This window comes from Burkholderia sp. Bp9015 (genome assembly GCF_003853505.1).
Taxonomy (GTDB): domain Bacteria; phylum Pseudomonadota; class Gammaproteobacteria; order Burkholderiales; family Burkholderiaceae; genus Burkholderia.
Genome location: NZ_QTPZ01000015.1, coordinates 82,404 through 100,810, shown reverse-complemented (window position 1 = coordinate 100,810; position 18,407 = coordinate 82,404). Strand labels below are relative to the sequence as shown.

The following is an 18,407-nucleotide window of genomic DNA, read 5'->3' as shown; positions in this document are numbered from 1 at the left end:
GGCCGGATGCGCGTTACACCGGCACCTTCTTCAGCATCTCGACGCCGACCTGGCCGGAGGCGATCTCGCGCAGCGCGACGACGGTCGGCTTGTCGCGGCTCTCGATCTTCGGCGTATGGCCTTGCGCGAGCTGCCGCGCGCGGTAGGTGGCGGCGAGCGCCAGTTCGAAGCGGTTGGGGATTTGCTTCAGGCAGTCTTCGACGGTAATGCGAGCCATGTTGGAAATTCCTTCTGAATATAGTCGTTATTCTACCTTATGTCCCTCTACCCTCGCGTCATTCCGCGTGGGGCAGATGGATGCCGAGCTCGATGAACAGCTCCGCGTGTCGCGCGTACTGCGAAGCAAAGCGCAGGCGCGTGGCCGCGACGATGCATTCGAGTTCGGCGAGTGCACGATCGAAATTCTCGTTGATCACGACGTATTCCGCTTCCGACGCGTGCGCGATCTCGCTGCCGGCAGCCAGCAGGCGCCGCGTGATCACGTTCGGTTCGTCCTGGCCGCGCTTCTTCAGACGTTCCTCGAGCGCGTCGAGCGACGGCGGCAGGATGAAGATGCCGACCGCGTTGCGGAACTGCTTCTTCACCTGCAGTGCGCCCTGCCAGTCGATCTCGAGCAGCACGTCGTGGCCGTTCATCATCTGCTCTTCGATCCAGACGCGCGACGTGCCGTAATAGTTGCCGTGCACTTCCGCGCTCTCGAGGAATTCGTGCGCGGCGTGACGCGCGCGGAAATCCTCGACGGTCGTGAAGTGGTAGTGCTGGCCGTCCTGCTCGCCCGGGCGCGGCTTGCGCGTCGTGTACGAGATCGACAGGCAGATGTCGCTGTCCTTCGACAGCAACGCGTTCACGAGCGTCGACTTGCCGGCACCCGACGGCGCGACGACCATGAACAGGTTGCCGGGATAGACGCCGCCGTGCAGCGCATGCGACGCGTGGCCGTCGCGGTTGAGGTCGGTCATGTTGCTTTACTCCAGGTTTTGCACTTGCTCACGCATCTGCTCGATCAACAGCTTGAGCGCCATCGATGCGTCGGCGAGTTCCTTCGCCGCCGCCTTCGAGCCGAGCGTGTTTGCTTCGCGATTCAGTTCCTGCATCATGAAGTCGAGACGCTTGCCGACGCGGCCGCCCTTCTCGATCACGTGACGCGTTTCGTTCAGGTGCGCGGTGAGTCGCGACAGCTCTTCCGCGATGTCGATCCGGATGCCGTACATCGTCACTTCCTGACGAATGCGTTCCGCGGCTTCCTCGCGCGTGACGATCGGCGCGCTGCCTTCGGGCGCCGCAATGCCGAGCGCTTCCTGCAGCCGCTCGACGATCTTCTGCTGATGCTTCGCGATCAGCTCAGGCACGAGCGGCGTGATGCGCGCGACGATCGCTTCCATTTCGGTGACGTTCGACAGCAGCATCGTCGCCAGCTGCGCGCCTTCGCGCGAACGCACGACGACGAGCTCGCCGATCGCTTCCTTGCCGCACGCGAGCACCGCGTCGCGGATCGCGTCCGACGACACGCCGCTCTCGGCGAGCACCCCCGGCCAGCGCAGGATCTCGCCCGCGCGCAGGCGGCCGACACCCGGGAACGAATCGAGCACCGAACGCTCGAGCTCGGCGAGCTGGCCGAGCGCCGTCTGGTTCAGCGCGCCCGCACCGATGCTCTGCTCGCCGCGCTGCAGGTTGATGCGCACGTCGACCTTGCCGCGCGACAGCTTGTTCATCAGCATTTCGCGCAGCGCGGGTTCGCACGCGCGCACGTCGTCCGGCATGCGGAAATTCAGGTCGAGGAAGCGCGAGTTCACGGTGCGCAGTTCGACCGACACGCTGGTGCCGCCGTTGCCGGTGGCCGTCGCGAGTTCGCGCGTCGCGCTCGCATAGCCCGTCATGCTGTAGATCATGGTTCGTCTCGCCGTCTGGGTGCCCTTCACGGGCGGGAATATGTCGAGGCGCCCGGCGCATTGCAAGGCGCGGGGCGGGAAGCGCGCATTATCCCATTTTTGCGTCCCACCCCGCCGGGCATGCCTGCCGTTCGGCGCTAAAATCGGGGTTTCCTCTTCCGTCCACGATTCCCCCATGACGTCTTCCCTGTCCCGCCCGAGCGGCCGCCGCGCCGACGAACTGCGCAAGGTCGCCCTCACGCGCCACTACACGAAACACGCCGAAGGCTCGGTACTCGTCGAATTCGGCGATACCAAGGTGATCTGCACCGCGAGCGTCGCCGAGCGCGTGCCCGAATTCCTGCGCGATCGCGGCCAGGGCTGGCTGACGGCCGAATACGGGATGCTGCCGCGCGCGACGCACACGCGCAGCGACCGTGAAGCGGCGCGCGGCAAGCAGACGGGCCGCACGCAGGAAATTCAGCGCCTGATCGGCCGTGCGCTGCGCGCGGTGTTCGATCTGGAGGCGCTCGGCCCGCGCACGATCCACATCGACTGCGACGTGATCCAGGCCGACGGCGGCACGCGCACGGCCAGCATCACCGGCGCCTTCGTCGCCGCGCACGACGCCGTGTCGAAGCTGATCGCGGCCGGCAAGCTCGCGCGCTCGCCGATCACCGACCACGTCGCCGCGATCTCGGTCGGCGTGTACGAAGGCGCGCCCGTGCTCGATCTCGACTACGCCGAAGATTCGCAGTGCGATACCGACATGAACGTCGTGATGACGGGCGCCGGCGGCTTCGTCGAAGTCCAGGGCACCGCCGAAGGCGTGCCGTTCTCGCGCGCCGAGATGAACGCGCTGCTCGACCTCGCGCAAAACGGGATCGGCCAGCTCGTGCAGCTGCAGAAGGACGTGCTGGGCGCCGGCCATGTCTGATGATCGCACCCTCGCGCCGCTGTCGCGCATCGTGCTCGCGTCGAACAACGCCGGCAAGCTGCGCGAATTCACCGCGCTGTTCTCGACGGTCGGCATCGAGATCGTGCCGCAGGGCGAGCTGGCCGTGCCCGAGGCGGAAGAACCGTTCGGCACGTTCATCGAGAATGCGCTGACGAAAGCGCGGCACGCGTCGCGGCTCACCGGCCTGCCGGCGATCGCCGACGATTCGGGGCTGTGCGTGCGCGCGCTGCGCGGCGCACCGGGCGTCTATTCGGCGCGCTACGCGCAGCGCGCGGGCGGCGCCAAGGGCGACGCGGCCAACAATGCGTACCTCGTCGAGCAGCTGCGCGGCGTCGCAGACCGACGCGCATACTATTGCTGCGTGCTCGCGCTGGTGCGCCACGCGGACGATCCCGAACCGCTGTTCGCCGAAGGCCGCTGGGTGGGCGAGATCGTCGACACGCCGCGCGGCGAGCACGGATTCGGCTACGACCCGTATTTCCACCTGCCGTCGCTCGGCGCGACGGCGGCCGAACTCGAGCCGGCCGTGAAGAACACGCACAGCCATCGCGCGCTCGCGCTGAAGGCGCTGCTCGCGCGGCTCGCGGAGGAACCGGCATGATCGTCTTCGTCACACATTTGCAACCGGAGGCCGCATGAGCCAGGCGGCGGAAACCGGCGCGCGCGTCGTCGCGACCTTCACGTCGCCCGGGCAGGTACGGCTCACGTCGCTGCCGCCGCTCGCGCTGTACGTGCATTTTCCGTGGTGCGTGCGCAAGTGCCCTTACTGCGATTTCAACTCGCACGAGTGGAAAGGCGAGCGGTTTCCGGAAACCGAGTACCTCGATGCGCTGCGCGCCGATCTCGAACAGGCGCTGCCGCTCGTCTGGGGCCGGCAGGTGCATACGGTGTTCATCGGCGGCGGCACGCCGAGCCTGCTGTCCGCGGCCGGCCTCGACCGGCTGCTGTCCGACCTGCGCGCGCTGCTGCCGCTCGATGCCGACGCCGAGATCACGCTCGAGGCGAACCCGGGCACGTTCGAGGCCGCGAAGTTCGCGCAATTCCGCGCGAGCGGCGTGAACCGCCTGTCGGTCGGCATCCAGAGCTTCAACGAAGGCCATCTGAAAGCGCTCGGCCGTATTCACGACACCGCGCAGGCGCGCGCGGCCGTCGAGATCGCCGCGAAGACGTTCGACAACTTCAACCTCGACCTGATGTTCGCGCTGCCGAACCAGACGCTCGACGAATGCCGGGCCGACATCGAGACCGCGCTGTCGTACGCGCCGCCGCATCTGTCGCTGTATCACCTGACGCTCGAGCCGAACACGCTGTTCGCGAAGTTTCCGCCCGCGGTGCCCGACGACGACGCGTCGGCCGACATGCAGGAATGGATCCACGCGCGCACGGCCGAGGCCGGCTACGACCGCTACGAAGTGTCGGCGTACGCGAAGCCGAATCATCAGTGCAAGCACAACCTGAACTACTGGCGCTTCGGCGACTATCTCGGAATCGGCGCGGGCGCGCACACGAAGCTGTCGTTCCCCAACCGGATCCTGCGGCAGGCGCGCTACAAGCATCCGGCCACCTTCATCGAACAGGCGATGGCCGGCACGCCGGTGCAGGAAGAGCGCGAAGTCGGTGCGCGCGACCTGCCGTTCGAGTTCATGCTGAACACGCTGCGGCTCGTCGAGGGCTTCCCGGTGCACGGCTTCGTCGAACGCACGGGTTTGCCGATCAGCACGATCGAGCCGGCACTGAAGGAAGCGGAACGGCGCGGGCTGATCACGCGCGATTTCGCGCAGATCGCGCCGACGCCGCTCGGCCAGCGTTTCCTCAACGACTTGCAGGAATTGTTCCTGCGTGACGATTGAAGCGGAACGAGGCGGCATTTCGGTTACAATGCCGCCTCGTGTGGAAGCGTGGCCGAGCGGTTTAAGGCACCGGTCTTGAAAACCGGCGACGGGAAACTGTCCGTGAGTTCGAATCTCACCGCTTCCGCCAGGAAGTTCGCCCAACCCCGTCCATTCATCGAATGACGGGGTTTTTGTTTGTCCGCGGCGCGCCGCGCACGCTGCCCGCCTCTGCCTGCCGACGCATCTCGCCCGATGCCGTTACAATCCGGCGCTCCGATTCGCGAAACGGGAAATCCACGTCATGAAGCCCTTCATCGCCTCGTCGCTCGTCGCCCTGCTGGCCGCCGTCGGCACGCACGCAGCGGCCGCCGATTCCGCCTCCGGCACCGACGCGCAAACACCGTCGTGCGCGATCGCGTACGTGAAGGGCGTCGGCGGCTCGCCGCGCGGCCTGCGCGAATATCTCGCGAGCCCGACGCCGTACAACTACCTGAAGGAAAACGAGCTCCAGTGCAAGGTATCGGATGACGGACGCGCGACGAACTGCACCGGCGTGACCTACATCCGCAACGAGCAGGTCAGCGTGTACGACGATTCCGACCCGGCGACGCTGACGGTCGTCGCACCGGTGGAACTCGAGCACGGCCAGAAGTATCCGGTGATCCTCGTGGTGCAGCGCAAGGACGCGCGCTGCACGCGGTAACACGCACCGCCTGCGGCACGCTCGACGTTGCCGCAGGCGACGCGCGCAGCCCTCACGGGCCGGGCCGCCATCGCCTAGAATTCGATCAGCACGGCGACACGACCGCCGCCGCAATTCGATGCCGCCCGCACCATCCGTGCGTGCGGCACACGGAGACCGCCATGACCGAACTGTCGACAGCGCCCGATCACGTCGATTACGAAGGCTTCGAGATCCATGTGGTGCCGGGCCTCGTCCCCGGCAGCGATGCGCGCTACACCTACACAGGCTATGTCTGCCATCCGGGCGTGAACCCCGCGCTGCCGGATCATGCCGTGCCGTTCCATGCGGACGGCGAAGAAAGCTTCGCGAGCGTCGAGGAAGCGGTGCATGAAGCCGTGCACATCGGCAAGACCATCATCGACGGCACGCATCCGGACCTGTCCGTTCTATCGCTCGTGACACACGGCTACTGAGCCGGTCGAGCACGCCGCTGCCGTAGCGTCCGGCACGCGCCGCGCGTGCGCAATCGTCGTGCCCGCAGGGTCACGTGTCATGTCACATCGCGTCGCGATGCGCGCCGGAAGCCCCGCCGAATCGCCATCATCCGCGAATCGGCACATCGCGCTTCGCGTGCTATGCGTTTGTCCCGATAACGCGCCGCGCGCAGACGCCTATCATTTTTTTATCGTCACCCTCCGGCACTCCCCCATGCCTTCTCTTCCCTGCCCGGGCGTCGACCGGCTGCGCATTGCCGCGCTGGTCGCCGCCGTCATGCTTGCCGCCTGCACGATCACGCCGCCCCCGTCGCTGCGCTCGATCCTGACGATTCCGTCGGTCATCCGCAGCGCGAATCGCGACCAGTACCGCGTGGAAGTCGCGCAGTGCGTCGCCGAGCACAATCCGTCCGCCGTGTCGCACGGGATGCCGCAGGCGATGCTGCGCTCGCTCGTCGTCGTCGCGTTCACCGTCGATCGCAGTGGCCAGCTCGTCAACGCATCCGTCTATCGCAGCAACGGCGACAGTGAAGCGGAAGCGCTCGCGCTCGCGTCGCTGCGCCGCTCGGCGCCACTGCCGCCACCGCCGTCGAAACTGCTGGACGGCAATGGCCGGCTCGAGATGATGGAAGGCTGGCTGTTCAACGACGACGGCCACTTCCAGTTGCAAAGCACCGCATCCGCGCAGGCGCAATCGATCGACTGAGCCCGCGCCCGCCCGCGTTTGCCGCCATGTCGCGGCGCTGGCTATAATTTTCCGCAGTCGCGCGGCCACCCTCCCGCGCGCGTTCGCGCGCCGCACCCGGCATGCGAGCCGACCACGCCGGCACCGGGCGGCGGCGACCTATCCGTCTCCATCGTCGACCGGCGGGTGACGTCCGCGCCACGCCGCGCGTCCACGCCGCCGCCTCATCCGCTCGGCCGCTCCCGGCAAGCGCCCGCCTGCCCGAGCGCTCACCCGGCCGACCGCCCAACGACAAAACGGAGACATCCATGTCCGCATCTCCCCCGGCCGTTGCACACGCAACCGGTTCGGCCGGCGCCGTCAGCCACCGGCGCATCGTGTTCGCGAGCTTCATCGGCACCGCGATCGAGTTCTACGACTTCTACGTGTACGCGACCGCCGCGGCACTCGTCATCGGCCCCGTGTTCTTTCCGCACGGCTCCGCGACCGCCCAGGCGCTGTCCGCATTCGTCACGTTCGGCATCGCGTTCATCGCGCGGCCGATCGGCTCGTTCCTGTTCGGCCACTTCGGCGACCGCATCGGCCGCAAATCGACGCTCGTCGCGTCGCTGCTCGTGATGGGCGTGTCCACCACCGCGATCGGCTTCGTGCCCGGCTACGACACGATCGGTGCGCTCGCACCGGTGCTGCTGTGCGTGCTGCGCTTCGGCCAGGGGATCGGCCTCGGCGGCGAATGGGGCGGTGCGGCGCTGCTCGCGACCGAGCACGCGCCGCAAGGCAAGCGCGGCTGGTTCGGGATGTTCCCGCAGCTGGGCCCGTCGGTGGGCTTCCTGATGTCGAACGGGTTGTTCTTCGCGCTCGCGCTGTCGCTGTCCGACGAACAATTCCGCAGCTGGGGCTGGCGCATCCCGTTCCTCGTCAGCGCGGTGCTCGTCGCGCTCGGCCTGTACGTGCGGCTGAAAATCACCGAGACGCCGGCGTTCCAGGCCGCACTCGACCGCAACGAGCGCGTGCGCGTGCCGGTCGCGACGCTCGTCTCGCAACACTGGCAGCCGACGCTGCTCGGCGCGCTCGCGATGGTGGTCTGCTACACGCTGTTCTATATCTCGACGGTGTTCTCGCTGTCGTACGGCGTGTCGACGCTGCATATTCCGCGCCAGAGCTTCCTCGGCCTGCTGTGCTTCGCGGTCGTGTTCATGGGGCTTGCGACGCCGCTGTCGGCGTGGGCCTCGGACCGCTTCGGCCGCAAGCCGGTGCTGGTCGTCGGCGCGATCGCCGCGCTGTCGTCCGGCTTCGCGATGGAGCCGCTGCTCGGCAGCGGCTCGATGCCGCTCGTCGCGCTGTTCCTGACCATCGAGCTGTTCCTGATGGGCGTGACGTTCGCGCCGATGGGCGCGCTGCTGCCCGAATTGTTCCCGACCAACGTCCGCTATACGGGCGCGGGGGTCGCGTACAACCTCGGCGGGATCCTCGGCGCGTCGATCGCGCCGTACATCGCGCAGCTGCTCGCCGCGCGCGGCGGCCTGTCGTGGGTCGGCGGCTACGTGTCGGTTGCGGCGGCAATCAGCCTGGTCGGCGTGCTGCTGATGCGCGAAACCCGCGACGCATCGCTCGTCTGAGCCCTCGGGGCGCCCCGGGTTGGGCGGCGGGGGCCGCCGCTTACGTTCGATCCGGGGGCGCCGTCACGCACCCCGGGCTCCCTCCGCTGAAGGAGCCGCCGCAATGGACCTCCGCCTCGACAACGCCGACCTCGTCCTGATCCTGGCGCTCGCGCCGGGTGGCGCCCTGCTGCTCGCGGCGCGCTTCCGGCCGAAAACCTGGCGCGGCGTCCTGTTCGAGGCGCTTCTCGCCAACCTGGCCGCCGTCGCCGCGGTGATGACGGTCGCAGCGCTGCTCGCCAGAACGCGCGGCCCGCTTCCCCCGGGCCGGTTCATGCCGATAGCGGGCTCGCGCTGGCCCTAGGCCGTCAGCCGGTCACGCAGCGCGCCATAGGCCGGCCCGACCGCATCGATCGCATCGAGTGCCTGCGCAACCGACGGCGGCGCGCCCGGTTCGCCGATCGACAGCGCGTTCGGCGCGCCGCCGATGCCGCAATGGTGACGCGACGTCGCGACGAAAATCATCACGGTCGGCCGCTGCAGCGCGTGCGCCATATGCACGAACCCGGTATCGACTCCCACCACGAGCGCGGCCCGACCGATGGCCGCACCCAGTTCGCGCACCGACATCGCCGGCAGCACGATCGCGCCCGACGCACGCGCGGCAATGTCCTGCGCAGCGTCGTGTTCGGCTGCCGATCCCCACGGCACGAGCACGCGCACGCCGCGCGCCATCATCTGCGTAGCCAGCGCGGCCCAGTGGTCGGCGGGCCATTGCTTGTCCGGATTGGACGTGGCGTGAAACAGCAGCATGAACGGCGCGCCGTCGGTCACGGCGGGCGGCAGGTTCGCATCCTGCGGCGGGACGATCCCGTAAGCGGCGCTGCCCTCGGGGACATAGCCCAGCGCCTCGCCGGCGCTCACGCGCATCCCGTGCCACGCGTCGCAGTCCGGCCGCGGGCCGAAGCGATGCGAGTAGGCGAAGCGGGCACCCGCCTCGCCGAGATCCTGCGTCTGATAGCCGACGCGGCGCGCGGCACGCGCGAGTGCCGAGATGATCGCGCTCTTGTAGACGCCGTGCAGGTCGATGACCGCATCGTAGCGGTGCGCGCGCAGCGCGCCGATCGACGCCGAGATCGCCTTCAGGTCGCCGCCGTTCCGGAGCTTCTTGAACCGCCGCAACGGCGCGCAAAGCACCTTGCTCACACCCGGATGCCAGCGCACGACCTCGGCGCATGATTCGTCGACGGCCCAGTCGACCGTTACGCCCGGAAAGGCACGGTGGAGGTCCGCGACGACAGGCAGCGTCTGGACGACGTCGCCGAGCGACGTCACTTTCACGATGAGGATGCGTTTCACTTTTCTTATGATGAATGGGGTGGGCCGGCCATTTGGTGATGCTAACGACGGTTGCCGCGTTGATACATTACGCCGACATTACATTTGCAACAAAGTGCGACGCTTTTGTGAGGATTTGTCGAGCCCCGGCTGCATCAGGTTCTTTTTATAATGCGCTCTTTGCCCTCCCGGCTTCCGCCGATGCAACGCCCCGCCCTTCCTGCCCTGCTTTCCGGGTTGTTTCCCGCCCTCACCCGCCGCTCGCTGCGGATCTGGCGCCAGTACGGCGTGTTCTGGCTCGGCGCGATCGCCGTGGGCCTCGCGGCCGTGCTGTACGCGCGGCTGATCGACTGGGGCTACGACACGTTCCGCACGATGCGCGACCACGCCGCGTGGCTGCCGCTGCTGCTGACGCCGTCGATCGCCGCCGCGTCGGCATGGCTCACGCGCCGCTTCTTCCGCGGCGCCGAGGGCAGCGGGATCCCGCAGGTCATTGCGACGCTGCATGCGAGCCCGGGCGCGTTCGGCGCGCGGCTGCTGACCCTGCGCATCCTGTTCGGCAAGGTCCTGATCTCGTTCATGGGCATCCTCGGCGGCTTCACGATCGGACGCGAAGGCCCCACCGTGCAGGTCGGCGCGTCGCTGATGTTCAACCTGCGGCGCTTCTACCCGCGCTCGAACGCGCAGATCGAACGACAGCTCGTACTCGCCGGCGCGGCGGCCGGCCTGTCGGCCGCGTTCAATACGCCGCTCGCCGGGATCGTGTTCGCGATCGAGGAGCTGACCCGCAGCTTCTCCGCCCGCGCAAGCGGCGTGCTGATCACCGCGATCATCCTCGCCGGTGTCGTCGCGCTGGGCCTGAACGGCAACTACACGTACTTCGGCACGATCGACGCCGGCCAGCATTTCCCGAAGATGCTCGCCGTCGCCGTGCTCGTCACCGCGCTCGTGACCGGCGTCGCGGGCGGCCTCTTCAGCTGGCTGCTGCTCAATACCGGGCGCTGGCTGCCCGCGCGCCTGCTCGGCCTGTATCGCGAGCGCCCGATCGCGTTCGCGGCGCTGTGCGGTTTCGTGATCGCCGTCGTCGGCCTCGTGTCGGGCGGGACGACGTTCGGCAGCGGCTATGCCGAGGCGCGCGGCCTGCTCGACGGCCATGAACGGCTGTCGGTGCTCTATCCGTTCCTGAAGATGGTGTCGATGGTCGCGTCGTACCTGCCGGGCATTCCGGGCGGGATCTTCGCGCCGTCGCTGTCGATCGGCGCCGGGTTCGGCAACCTGCTGCACCTCGTGTTCGGCGACATGAGCCTGCCGATGCTGATCGCGCTCGCGATGGTCGGCTACCTCGCGGCGGTCACGCAGTCGCCGATCACGTCGTTCGTGATCGTGATGGAGATGATCAACGGTCACGCGCTCGTGATTTCGCTGATGGCGACCGCGCTGGTGTCGAGCCGGATGGCGCGCTTCTTCGCGCCGCCGCTCTACGAAACACTCGCGCAGCGCTATCTCGCGCCGCCCGCGGCCGCCGCTGAACCCGCCGCGGCGCCGGCGGTTGCGGCCGGCGTCGTCGAGCCGCAGGACGCGGCCACCGCGCCCGCCGATCCGCTCGACACGCTGCGCGAACGGGACGGTGGCGAGCCGGAGGCCCCGGCGGCCGGCAACGCCGCCACGCACACGCCCGCGACGTCGCACGACGACGGACCGTCCGCTTCCGGCACGACCGCTTCCGGCACGACTCCTTCCGGCACGAGCGGCCCGGCGCAGACGGGCCCGCGTACCCCTCAGTAGATCACCACCGGCGCGGGCCGATAGTAGACGGGCCGCGCCGGCACGACGATACAGCCGGCGAGCGTGATCGCGACGAGCGCAATGGCAAGGGCGGTTCTTTTCATCGCGCGCCTCCGTCAGGCCCAGTGGCCGCGCGTCCAGAACCAGTTCGGGCCGCGCTGATCCCAGTGGCCCGGCACCCAGTGCATGCCGATACGCTCGGTTTCCCAGCGACCGCCGATCCAGACGTAGCGGCCATGATCCCAGTGCCAGTGACCGCGCTCCCACACATAGCCGACGCGTGCGTCGGGCACGACCTCGTAGCGCACCGGCGGCGGCGCGTTCGGCGCGACGACGACGATTTCCTCGGCGGGCGCGGCCACCGGTTCGGCGACGACCATCCGGCCCGACTGCACCATCACGGGCGTACCGACGAGGATTTCGTCGGCGCGTGCGGCGAGCGGCGCGGCGACGGCTGACAGGCCCGCGGCGAACAGTACGAGCGAAACGATACGGCGTTGAACGGTAGAGACAGCCATCACAACCTCCTGATTGACAAATGACGCGAGCGTATTCGTTCAATGCGGGAGATCGACCAACGGCCGACAGACGCCGTGTTACGGCGCGACCGAAAGTGCAACAGGGCGTAAGACGCGCACGGCGGCAGGCGCCACCGTGCGGGGGGACAGACAGCGGTCAGGCTTGCGGAATCTCGATCTTCACTTCGAGGACTTCGAGATCGTCCTGGCGCTCGAGGCTCACGCGGATGTCATCGTTCGAAATATGGACGTACTTCGAGATGACCGCGACCAGCTCCTTCTGCAGCGCCGGCAGGTAATCGGCCGGCGGCCGGCCGCCGACCCGCTCGTGCGCGATGATGAGCTGCAGGCGCTCCTTCGCGACCGATGCGGACTTCTTCTTCTCGCCGAGGAGAAACGAAAGGATGGACATGGGCGGCCTCCGTTACTTGCTGCCGAAGAGGCGCTGCAGCAGGCCCGGCTTCTGATAATCGGTGAAGCGCAGCGGCTTGTCCTCGCCGAGGAAGCGCGCGACGACGTCCTTGTACGCTTCCGCAACGTCGGTGCCGTCGATGTGCACGGCCGGCAGGCCCTGGTTCGAGGCGTGCAGCACGGCTTCCGATTCCGGCACCACGCCGATCAGCTTGATGCGCAGGATCTCGCTGATGTCCTCGAGCGACAGCATTTCGCCTTCGCTCACGCGCTTCGGGCTGTAGCGCGTGATCAGCAGGTGTTCCTTGATCGGATCCTTGCCTTCGGCCGCGCGCTTCGTCTTCGACGACAGGATGCCGAGAATGCGGTCCGAGTCGCGCACCGACGACACTTCCGGGTTCGTGACGATCAGCGCTTCGTCCGCGAAGTACATCGCGTGCAGCGCGCCCGCCTCGATACCGGCCGGCGAGTCGCAGACGATGTATTCGAAGTCCATCGCGACCAGGTCGTTCAGCACCTTCTCGACACCGTCACGCGTGAGCGCATCCTTGTCGCGCGTCTGCGATGCCGGCAGGATGAACAGGTTCTCGCACTTCTTGTCCTTGATCAGCGCCTGGTTCAGGTTCGCTTCGCCCTGGATCACGTTGACGAGGTCATACACCACGCGACGCTCGCAGCCCATGATGAGATCGAGGTTGCGCAGGCCGACGTCGAAGTCGATCACGGCCGTCTTGTGGCCGCGCAGCGCGAGGCCGGACGCGAAGCTCGCGCTGGTCGTCGTCTTGCCCACGCCGCCCTTGCCCGAAGTCACCACGATGATTTTTGCCATTTACCCAATACCCTGTGTTCGTCAATGAGAGCCGATCGACCCGGAGCGTGCCGCGTGAATCACGTCAGGCGCAGCGGTTCGATCATCAGTTTTTCCTCTTCGAGCCGGATCTGCACCGATTTGCCCAGTATGTCGGCGGGCAACGGGTTCTCGGTCGTTCGATAGATACCCGCGATCGAAATCAGTTCCGGCTCGAGACACGTGCAGAAAATGCGCGCGTCGTGATTGCCGTGCACGCCCGCGAGTGCGCGGCCGCGCAACGGCGCGTAGATGTGGATGTTGCCTTCCGCGATGATCTCGGCACCGTGACTGACCGGCGCCAGCACCACGAGGTCTCCTTTCGCGTAAATCTGCTGCCCCGAACGCAGCGGCCGGTCGATCACCAGCGTCTGGCCGCCCGCCGCAACCGGCGTCGGCTCAGGTTCCGGCGCCGGTTCGGCTGCCGCGGCAGCGGCCGGCGCCGCCTCCGCTTCGTCGGCCGGCTTCGCGGCCGACACGCGGCGATCGCGCGCCTCGAGCAACGGCAGGCCGGCTTCCCCCGCCCAGCCCTGCGTCGCCAGCGCGACGACGCCCACCGGGCGCATCCGCACGTCGTTCAGCATCTGGCGGATGTCGGCGAGCGCGACGCGTTCGCCGTCCGCGAGGCGGCGGACGTCGATCGCGACGACATCATCGGCGAAAAACTCGGGAGTCGCTTCGAAGCGCTTGACCAGTTCGGTACGCAACGCATCGAGATCGGTCGTCTTCACGGTGAACAGCAACGTATCGACCGATCCGCTGCGCAGCTCGAAGAATGGCGATTTTTTAAGCGACATGGACACTCTGCAAAAAATTTTTGCGTATTTTACAGGCGTCCACGCGTGCGGCCATTATTTTTGGGGAGCCAGGGGGCGACGGTCGCGGCGAGCGCGCAACCGGCAGGCGGGCAGTCGGGCGGGCGGCCGGGCCTTCATCACGCCGTGCGGCCCGCGCATTCATGCGTCAGGGTGTGTTGAAGTGCGACACGAACAACGACTTCATCGCGCCGGGCATCCGCGCGATCGGCGCATGCTCGCCCGTGTTGCCGAAGCCCGCCCGTTCGTAGAAACGGATCGCGTTGCGGTTCGCATCGGCGATCCATGCGTAGACGTCCCGCGCCCCGCGTTCGGCCAGCCACGCGGTAGCCGTTTCGAGCAACAGCACGCCGCCGCGCAGGTGGCGGACCGCGTGCGCGACCCACAGCTCGCTGACGAATGCGCGCCGCTCGGGCGTCGTGTCGAAATACGCGCCGATCATGCCGGCCGGATGGCCTTCGGTGTACAGCAGGAAAGTCGTCGACTCGTCGGACGCGGCACGCAGCGCGGCGATGGCCGCCGCCGCGTCGGAATCGACGTTCAGCAATTCGGCCTCCGGCGCTTCACCGGGCGCGTAGGGCTCACGCAGCGATGCGGCGCGGAGTTCGCGATACACGCCGCCCTGATCGGCAGCGATACGACGAACGGTCAAGGTCGAACTCATGCAGGCACAGCCCCCTTCGGACAGCAAGTTACTAGCTTCAACCGAAAGCGGGGCATGAGTCAAATCGTAATTTTCAAATGACAGCGCGGATCGAAAGGCAGCACGCGTCGCGCACGCGCGGGTGTGCGGGTGCAGCATCGACGCGTCGACGGGCCGCGACGCGTGGCAGTCCGAACGGCGAAGTCGGACGCGTCGCCCCGCTCGCCTTGTCATGCTTGGCATTCATGTGGTCAAGGTCCGACGTTACCCCGCAGCGGCGCCGTAATGATCCGTAATATATGTATCCCAAAAAGCCGCGCCGCCACGCGATGTCGCGTCGCATTTATTGCATTGCAACATTCGTTGCGGACCCCGCCGCCGCATACTCGCGCGTGTGGTCTGCCGTATTCATCCGACGAGAATACCGGCTGCGCGAGCGGATCGGGCCCGCTCCGGCCTGTTTCAATCACCGTGGCGCAGGCCCCTCCCGGCCCGCGTCCTGCACGGGCCGCCGTTTGGAGTCGCCCGCCTAGCGGCGGGGTTTGGAAAGCGCGCGCGACGGTCGTATAACTGGCACAACCGGACCACCGATCCGGTGCCGCGCGCCGTGCCGCGGACCCACGACGATTCGAACGACGACAAGCGCGTCACTCGGCCGCCGCACCCGCACACGCGGGAGCCGGCCCCGAAAAGGAGGGAGACAATGGCAATGACCGACGCATCGGCCTCGGGCTGGTCGGATGGCAAACGTTATCTGTGGCTGCTCGGCGCGGTGACGATCACGCTGCCGATCCTCTCGGCCCAGCTCGCGCTGTCGACGGGCCTCCACGTGTTCTGGTGGTTCGGCCCGCTGTTCGCGTTCGGCGTGATCCCGGTCCTGGACACGCTGATCGGCGACGATCGCGACAATCCGCCCGAAGCCGTCGTCCCGCATCTCGAACGCGAGCGCTACTACCGCTACATCGTCTATCTCGCGACGCTGGTCGAATACATCGCGTTCTTCATGTGCGTGCGGATCGTCGGCACGCATGCGCTCGCGTGGTACGACTACGTCGGCTTCGCGCTGTCGCTCGGCGCCGCAACGGGCATCTCGATCAACACCGCGCACGAACTCGGGCACAAGACCAGCCGCTTCGAGCGCTGGCTCGCGAAAGTCACGCTCGCGCCGGTGGCGTACGGGCACTTCTTCGTCGAGCACAACCGCGGCCATCACGTGCGCGTCGCGACGGCCGAGGATCCGGCGAGCGCGCGCTACGGCGAATCGTTCTGGGCCTTCCTGCCGCGCACGGTGACGGGCAGCATCCGCTCGGCGTGGCGCCTCGAGAAGGCACGCCTCGAGCGGCTCGGGCATTCGCCGTGGACCTGGCGCAACGAGGTGCTGCACGCGTGGGCGATGACCGTCGTCGTGTGGGGCATCGCGCTCGCGATGGCCGGCAAGATCGTGATCCCGTTCCTCGTGATCCAGGCCGTGTACGGCGCGTCGCTGCTCGAAGTCGTCAACTACGTCGAGCACTACGGGCTCGGCCGCCTCAAGCTGCCGAGCGGCCGCTACGAGCGCTGCACGCCGCAGCATTCGTGGAACAGCAATCACGTCGTCACCAACCTGTTCCTGTACCAGTTGCAGCGGCACGCCGACCATCACGCGAACCCGACGCGCTCGTACCAGGCGCTGCGACACTTCGACGACTCGCCGCAACTGCCGGCCGGCTACGCGACGATGATCCTGTTCGCCTATGTGCCGCCGCTCTGGTATCGCGTGATGAATCCGCGTGTCGTCGCGCACTATGGCGGCAACATGGCGCAATCGAACATCAAGCCATCGATCCGCGCTCGCGTGCTCGCGCAGTATTCGGCCGCGGGGTGACGCAGGACGGCGCGGTCGCGGTCGCGGTCGGCAATATCGTCACGCGGCCTGCGGCAGCCTGAACACGGCGACCGCGTGCCGCAGCGCGCTCGCCTGCTCGGCCAGCGCCTGCGTCGCCGCCGACGCCTGTTCGACCAGCGCCGCATTGCGCTGCGTCGCTTCATCCATCTGCGTGACCGCGACGTTCACCTGCTGGATGCCGCCGCTTTGCTCCTGCGAAGCGGACGAGATCTCGCCGACGATCGACGTGACCCGCTGCACCGCGCCGACGATCTCGTGGATCGATTCGCCCGCGCGCGCGATCAGCACGGCGCCCTCGTCGACCCGCCGCGTCGATTGCTCGATCAGCGCCTTGATCTCCTTCGCGGCGGCCGCGCTGCGCTGCGCGAGCGTGCGCACCTCCGACGCGACGACCGCAAAGCCGCGCCCCTGCTCGCCCGCGCGCGCCGCCTCGACGGCCGCGTTCAGCGCGAGGATGTTGGTCTGGAATGCGATGCCGTCGATGACCGCGATGATCTCGCCGACCTTCGCCGCGCTGGCGGCAATCCCGCTCATCGTGCCGACCGCGTCCGTCATCACGCCACCGCCCGCGGACGCGATGTCCGATGCGTCGCGTGCGAGCTGCGCCGCATGCTGCGCGTGTTCGGCCGACTGGCGCACGATGCCCGTCAGTTCGGTCATGCTGGCCGCGGTTTCCTCGAGCGAAGCAGCCTGCGCCTCGGTGCGCGACGACAGGTCGTGATTGCCCGCCGCGATCTGCGCGCTCGCGGTCGCGACGGCTTCGGCATGCGTACGCACCTCGAGCACGACACCCGACAGGCTCGCCTGCATCGTCTTCAATGCGCGCAGCAGATCGGCGATCTCGTCGCGGCCGGCCGCGTCGACGTCGCGCGTCAGGTCGCCGCCGGCCACCGCCTGTGCACAGGCCACGGCGCGATCGAGCGGCCGCAGGATCGCGCGGCTGAACAGGAACGCACCGATCATCGCGATGCCGAGCACGATCAGCATGAGCACGACGCTCGCCGCGGTCGCGTGGCGCGCATCGCGGCTCGCTTGCGACGATACGGCAGCACTCTCGTCGGCGATCGCCTTCGCCGCGCGCTCGAGCAGCGCGGCGGGCGCCCGGTCGACGCCCGCCACGGCCGCGTCCCCGGCCGTCGGCTCGAAGCCCGCGGCCTTGAACGCGTCGAACCCTCGCCGGTAGCCGTCGCCCATCGCCGCATGCGCGCGCATGAACTGCTCGACGAGCGTCCGGCTCTCGCCGGGCGGCAGCTCGCCGACGAGCTGCGCGGCGAGCGTGTCTACCGTGCGCTCGCGCGTCTGGAATGCCTGCCAGTACTTGTCGAGCTTGTCGGGCTGCTTGCCGCGCAGCAGCGTGTCCTTCCATTCCTGCACCTGCAGCTTGAACTGCACGAGCGTGGCCGATACGAGCCGCTCGTCGGCAACGTGCGTCTGCACGTCGTTCGCGAACGTGTCGATCGAGCGATTGAGAATGCGGATGCCGTACAGCGCGCCGCAGAACATCAGCAGCAGCGCAATGGCGAATGCGAGGGGAATCTTGTAGCTCAGCTTCATGGGACCTTGGATCGTCGGAGAACGGCGACCGCGCAAAAAAGCGCGAGCCGCCGACCGCTCTGTTAACGGCGCGCGAGGTCAAGGCTGAAGCGGGCAAGCGGCGGCGGGAACCGTGCGGGTCGAGCACGAAGCCCGTGGCGATCCGTGGGCGGCGGGAACCGAGGCAACAACGCCCAAGCGGGTGCCGGCCGATCGGTACGCGCGCGCGTACCGCACATCGCATCCACGCTCGCCACCGGGCGACCAAAACGAAAAACCCCGTGATCCTTCCGGATCACGGGGCTTCGTATTTTGGCGGAGAGGGTGGGATTCGAACCCACGGTACGGGGAAACCGTACGCCTGATTTCGAGTCAGGTACATTCGACCACTCTGCCACCTCTCCTTCCTTGCTGCTTCATTTCCCGGTTGGTCGTGTCCGGGAAAGAAAAGATTATAGAACGATCTCTTCGTAACTCACAAGCGTTTTTTGCAAATTTTTTTGCGAGCCCGT

20 protein-coding genes and 2 tRNA genes are annotated in these 18,407 nt (G+C 67.6%); 11 read left to right on the top strand and 11 right to left on the bottom strand.

The window, feature by feature from the left end; all coding sequences use genetic code 11:
- Positions 1-13: 13 nt before the first annotated feature.
- Genes rpoZ through DIE12_RS17990 form a run of 3 tightly spaced genes read right to left on the bottom strand, consistent with a single transcriptional unit; the run spans position 14 to position 1,889 of the window.
- Positions 14-217 (bottom strand): DNA-directed RNA polymerase subunit omega, encoded by a 204-nt coding sequence (gene rpoZ, locus DIE12_RS18000; RefSeq protein ID WP_044848533.1) that lies wholly within the window; start codon positions 215-217, stop codon positions 14-16.
- 58 nt (positions 218-275) lie between these two features.
- Positions 276-959 carry a guanylate kinase gene (gmk, locus tag DIE12_RS17995; protein WP_124487795.1) on the bottom strand — a complete coding sequence of 228 codons (684 nt, stop codon included), beginning with the start codon at positions 957-959 and terminating at the stop codon, positions 276-278.
- A 6-nt stretch (positions 960-965) separates the two neighbouring features.
- Entirely contained in the window at positions 966-1,889 is a 924-nt protein-coding gene (locus DIE12_RS17990; protein ID WP_124521666.1) for a YicC/YloC family endoribonuclease, read from the bottom strand.
- A 175-nt stretch (positions 1,890-2,064) separates the two neighbouring features.
- Here DIE12_RS17990 and rph point away from each other — a divergent pair, with 175 nt between their 5' ends.
- From rph to DIE12_RS17940, 9 genes are all read left to right on the top strand, one after another.
- On the top strand, positions 2,065-2,805 hold the full coding sequence (rph, locus tag DIE12_RS17985) for a ribonuclease PH (RefSeq protein ID WP_124487793.1): 741 nt from the start codon (positions 2,065-2,067) through the stop codon (positions 2,803-2,805).
- A complete protein-coding gene (gene rdgB, locus DIE12_RS17980) occupies positions 2,798-3,427 on the top strand; it encodes an RdgB/HAM1 family non-canonical purine NTP pyrophosphatase (protein ID WP_124521664.1) in 630 nt (209 codons plus the stop codon). The genes rph and rdgB overlap by 8 nt, the downstream gene beginning before the upstream one ends.
- Positions 3,428-3,461: 34 nt before the next feature.
- Complete coding sequence (hemW, locus tag DIE12_RS17975) at positions 3,462-4,676, top strand: radical SAM family heme chaperone HemW (RefSeq protein WP_124521662.1); 1,215 nt, start codon at positions 3,462-3,464, stop codon at positions 4,674-4,676.
- Between the two features lie 42 nt (positions 4,677-4,718).
- Positions 4,719-4,806 (top strand) — tRNA-Ser (locus tag DIE12_RS17970).
- Between the two features lie 153 nt (positions 4,807-4,959).
- Positions 4,960-5,361 carry a hypothetical protein gene (locus DIE12_RS17965; protein WP_044848554.1) on the top strand — a complete coding sequence of 134 codons (402 nt, stop codon included), beginning with the start codon at positions 4,960-4,962 and terminating at the stop codon, positions 5,359-5,361.
- A 161-nt stretch (positions 5,362-5,522) separates the two neighbouring features.
- The gene (locus DIE12_RS17960) at positions 5,523-5,816 is read left to right on the top strand and encodes a hypothetical protein (RefSeq protein WP_044848553.1); all 294 of its coding nucleotides are present in this window, start codon (positions 5,523-5,525) and stop codon (positions 5,814-5,816) included.
- Positions 5,817-6,051: 235 nt separating this feature from the next.
- Positions 6,052-6,543, top strand: a complete 492-nt coding sequence (locus tag DIE12_RS17955) for an energy transducer TonB (protein ID WP_044848527.1) — start codon at positions 6,052-6,054, stop codon at positions 6,541-6,543.
- Between the two features lie 287 nt (positions 6,544-6,830).
- Positions 6,831-8,141 (top strand): MFS transporter, encoded by a 1,311-nt coding sequence (locus DIE12_RS17945; RefSeq protein WP_124521660.1) that lies wholly within the window; start codon positions 6,831-6,833, stop codon positions 8,139-8,141.
- Between the two features lie 103 nt (positions 8,142-8,244).
- On the top strand, positions 8,245-8,484 hold the full coding sequence (locus tag DIE12_RS17940) for a hypothetical protein (RefSeq protein ID WP_124521658.1): 240 nt from the start codon (positions 8,245-8,247) through the stop codon (positions 8,482-8,484).
- On the opposite strand, the gene waaC is transcribed toward DIE12_RS17940, so the two are convergent.
- On the bottom strand, positions 8,481-9,479 hold the full coding sequence (gene waaC / locus DIE12_RS17935; protein WP_124487788.1) for a lipopolysaccharide heptosyltransferase I: 999 nt from the start codon (positions 9,477-9,479) through the stop codon (positions 8,481-8,483). The genes DIE12_RS17940 and waaC overlap by 4 nt on opposite strands.
- Before the next feature lie 180 nt (positions 9,480-9,659).
- Between waaC and DIE12_RS17930 the strand changes: the two genes are divergently transcribed.
- Positions 9,660-11,243 (top strand): chloride channel protein, encoded by a 1,584-nt coding sequence (locus tag DIE12_RS17930; protein ID WP_260426261.1) that lies wholly within the window; start codon positions 9,660-9,662, stop codon positions 11,241-11,243.
- A gap of 116 nt (positions 11,244-11,359) precedes the next feature.
- On the opposite strand, the gene DIE12_RS17925 is transcribed toward DIE12_RS17930, so the two are convergent.
- The 5 genes from DIE12_RS17925 to DIE12_RS17905 form a co-directional block, all read right to left on the bottom strand.
- The gene (locus tag DIE12_RS17925; RefSeq protein WP_124487787.1) at positions 11,360-11,761 is read right to left on the bottom strand and encodes a YXWGXW repeat-containing protein; all 402 of its coding nucleotides are present in this window, start codon (positions 11,759-11,761) and stop codon (positions 11,360-11,362) included.
- 157 nt (positions 11,762-11,918) lie between these two features.
- Positions 11,919-12,173 (bottom strand): cell division topological specificity factor MinE, encoded by a 255-nt coding sequence (minE, locus tag DIE12_RS17920; protein WP_006486661.1) that lies wholly within the window; start codon positions 12,171-12,173, stop codon positions 11,919-11,921.
- A 12-nt stretch (positions 12,174-12,185) separates the two neighbouring features.
- Positions 12,186-13,001, bottom strand: coding sequence for a septum site-determining protein MinD (gene minD, locus DIE12_RS17915; RefSeq protein ID WP_044849298.1), 816 nt, complete (start codon positions 12,999-13,001; stop codon positions 12,186-12,188).
- A gap of 59 nt (positions 13,002-13,060) precedes the next feature.
- A complete protein-coding gene (gene minC, locus DIE12_RS17910; RefSeq protein ID WP_124521656.1) occupies positions 13,061-13,816 on the bottom strand; it encodes a septum site-determining protein MinC in 756 nt (251 codons plus the stop codon).
- 166 nt (positions 13,817-13,982) lie between these two features.
- Entirely contained in the window at positions 13,983-14,636 is a 654-nt protein-coding gene (locus DIE12_RS17905) for a GNAT family N-acetyltransferase (protein WP_260426262.1), read from the bottom strand.
- A gap of 544 nt (positions 14,637-15,180) precedes the next feature.
- Here DIE12_RS17905 and DIE12_RS17900 point away from each other — a divergent pair.
- Positions 15,181-16,341 carry an alkane 1-monooxygenase gene (locus tag DIE12_RS17900; protein ID WP_124521654.1) on the top strand — a complete coding sequence of 387 codons (1,161 nt, stop codon included), beginning with the start codon at positions 15,181-15,183 and terminating at the stop codon, positions 16,339-16,341.
- A 39-nt stretch (positions 16,342-16,380) separates the two neighbouring features.
- Here the strand turns inward: DIE12_RS17900 and DIE12_RS17895 are convergent, their stop codons facing one another.
- Both DIE12_RS17895 and DIE12_RS17890 read right to left on the bottom strand, forming a co-directional pair.
- A complete protein-coding gene (locus DIE12_RS17895; protein WP_124521652.1) occupies positions 16,381-17,916 on the bottom strand; it encodes a methyl-accepting chemotaxis protein in 1,536 nt (511 codons plus the stop codon).
- A 292-nt stretch (positions 17,917-18,208) separates the two neighbouring features.
- A tRNA-Ser gene (locus DIE12_RS17890) sits at positions 18,209-18,299 on the bottom strand.
- Positions 18,300-18,407 lie beyond the last annotated feature (108 nt).

Coding starts and splice junctions, on each gene's coding strand:
- rpoZ (WP_044848533.1), bottom strand. CDS start 217: ATGGCTCGCATTACCGTCGAAGACTGCCTGAAGCAAATCCCCAACCGC.
- gmk (WP_124487795.1), bottom strand. CDS start 959: ATGACCGACCTCAACCGCGACGGCCACGCGTCGCATGCGCTGCACGGC.
- DIE12_RS17990 (WP_124521666.1), bottom strand. CDS start 1,889: ATGATCTACAGCATGACGGGCTATGCGAGCGCGACGCGCGAACTCGCG.
- rph (WP_124487793.1), top strand. CDS start 2,065: ATGACGTCTTCCCTGTCCCGCCCGAGCGGCCGCCGCGCCGACGAACTG.
- rdgB (WP_124521664.1), top strand. CDS start 2,798: ATGTCTGATGATCGCACCCTCGCGCCGCTGTCGCGCATCGTGCTCGCG.
- hemW (WP_124521662.1), top strand. CDS start 3,462: ATGAGCCAGGCGGCGGAAACCGGCGCGCGCGTCGTCGCGACCTTCACG.
- DIE12_RS17965 (WP_044848554.1), top strand. CDS start 4,960: ATGAAGCCCTTCATCGCCTCGTCGCTCGTCGCCCTGCTGGCCGCCGTC.
- DIE12_RS17960 (WP_044848553.1), top strand. CDS start 5,523: ATGACCGAACTGTCGACAGCGCCCGATCACGTCGATTACGAAGGCTTC.
- DIE12_RS17955 (WP_044848527.1), top strand. CDS start 6,052: ATGCCTTCTCTTCCCTGCCCGGGCGTCGACCGGCTGCGCATTGCCGCG.
- DIE12_RS17945 (WP_124521660.1), top strand. CDS start 6,831: ATGTCCGCATCTCCCCCGGCCGTTGCACACGCAACCGGTTCGGCCGGC.
- DIE12_RS17940 (WP_124521658.1), top strand. CDS start 8,245: ATGGACCTCCGCCTCGACAACGCCGACCTCGTCCTGATCCTGGCGCTC.
- DIE12_RS17930 (WP_260426261.1), top strand. CDS start 9,660: ATGCAACGCCCCGCCCTTCCTGCCCTGCTTTCCGGGTTGTTTCCCGCC.
- DIE12_RS17925 (WP_124487787.1), bottom strand. CDS start 11,761: ATGGCTGTCTCTACCGTTCAACGCCGTATCGTTTCGCTCGTACTGTTC.
- minE (WP_006486661.1), bottom strand. CDS start 12,173: ATGTCCATCCTTTCGTTTCTCCTCGGCGAGAAGAAGAAGTCCGCATCG.
- minD (WP_044849298.1), bottom strand. CDS start 13,001: ATGGCAAAAATCATCGTGGTGACTTCGGGCAAGGGCGGCGTGGGCAAG.
- minC (WP_124521656.1), bottom strand. CDS start 13,816: ATGTCGCTTAAAAAATCGCCATTCTTCGAGCTGCGCAGCGGATCGGTC.
- DIE12_RS17905 (WP_260426262.1), bottom strand. CDS start 14,636: ATGCTGCACCCGCACACCCGCGCGTGCGCGACGCGTGCTGCCTTTCGA.
- DIE12_RS17900 (WP_124521654.1), top strand. CDS start 15,181: ATGGCAATGACCGACGCATCGGCCTCGGGCTGGTCGGATGGCAAACGT.
- DIE12_RS17895 (WP_124521652.1), bottom strand. CDS start 17,916: ATGAAGCTGAGCTACAAGATTCCCCTCGCATTCGCCATTGCGCTGCTG.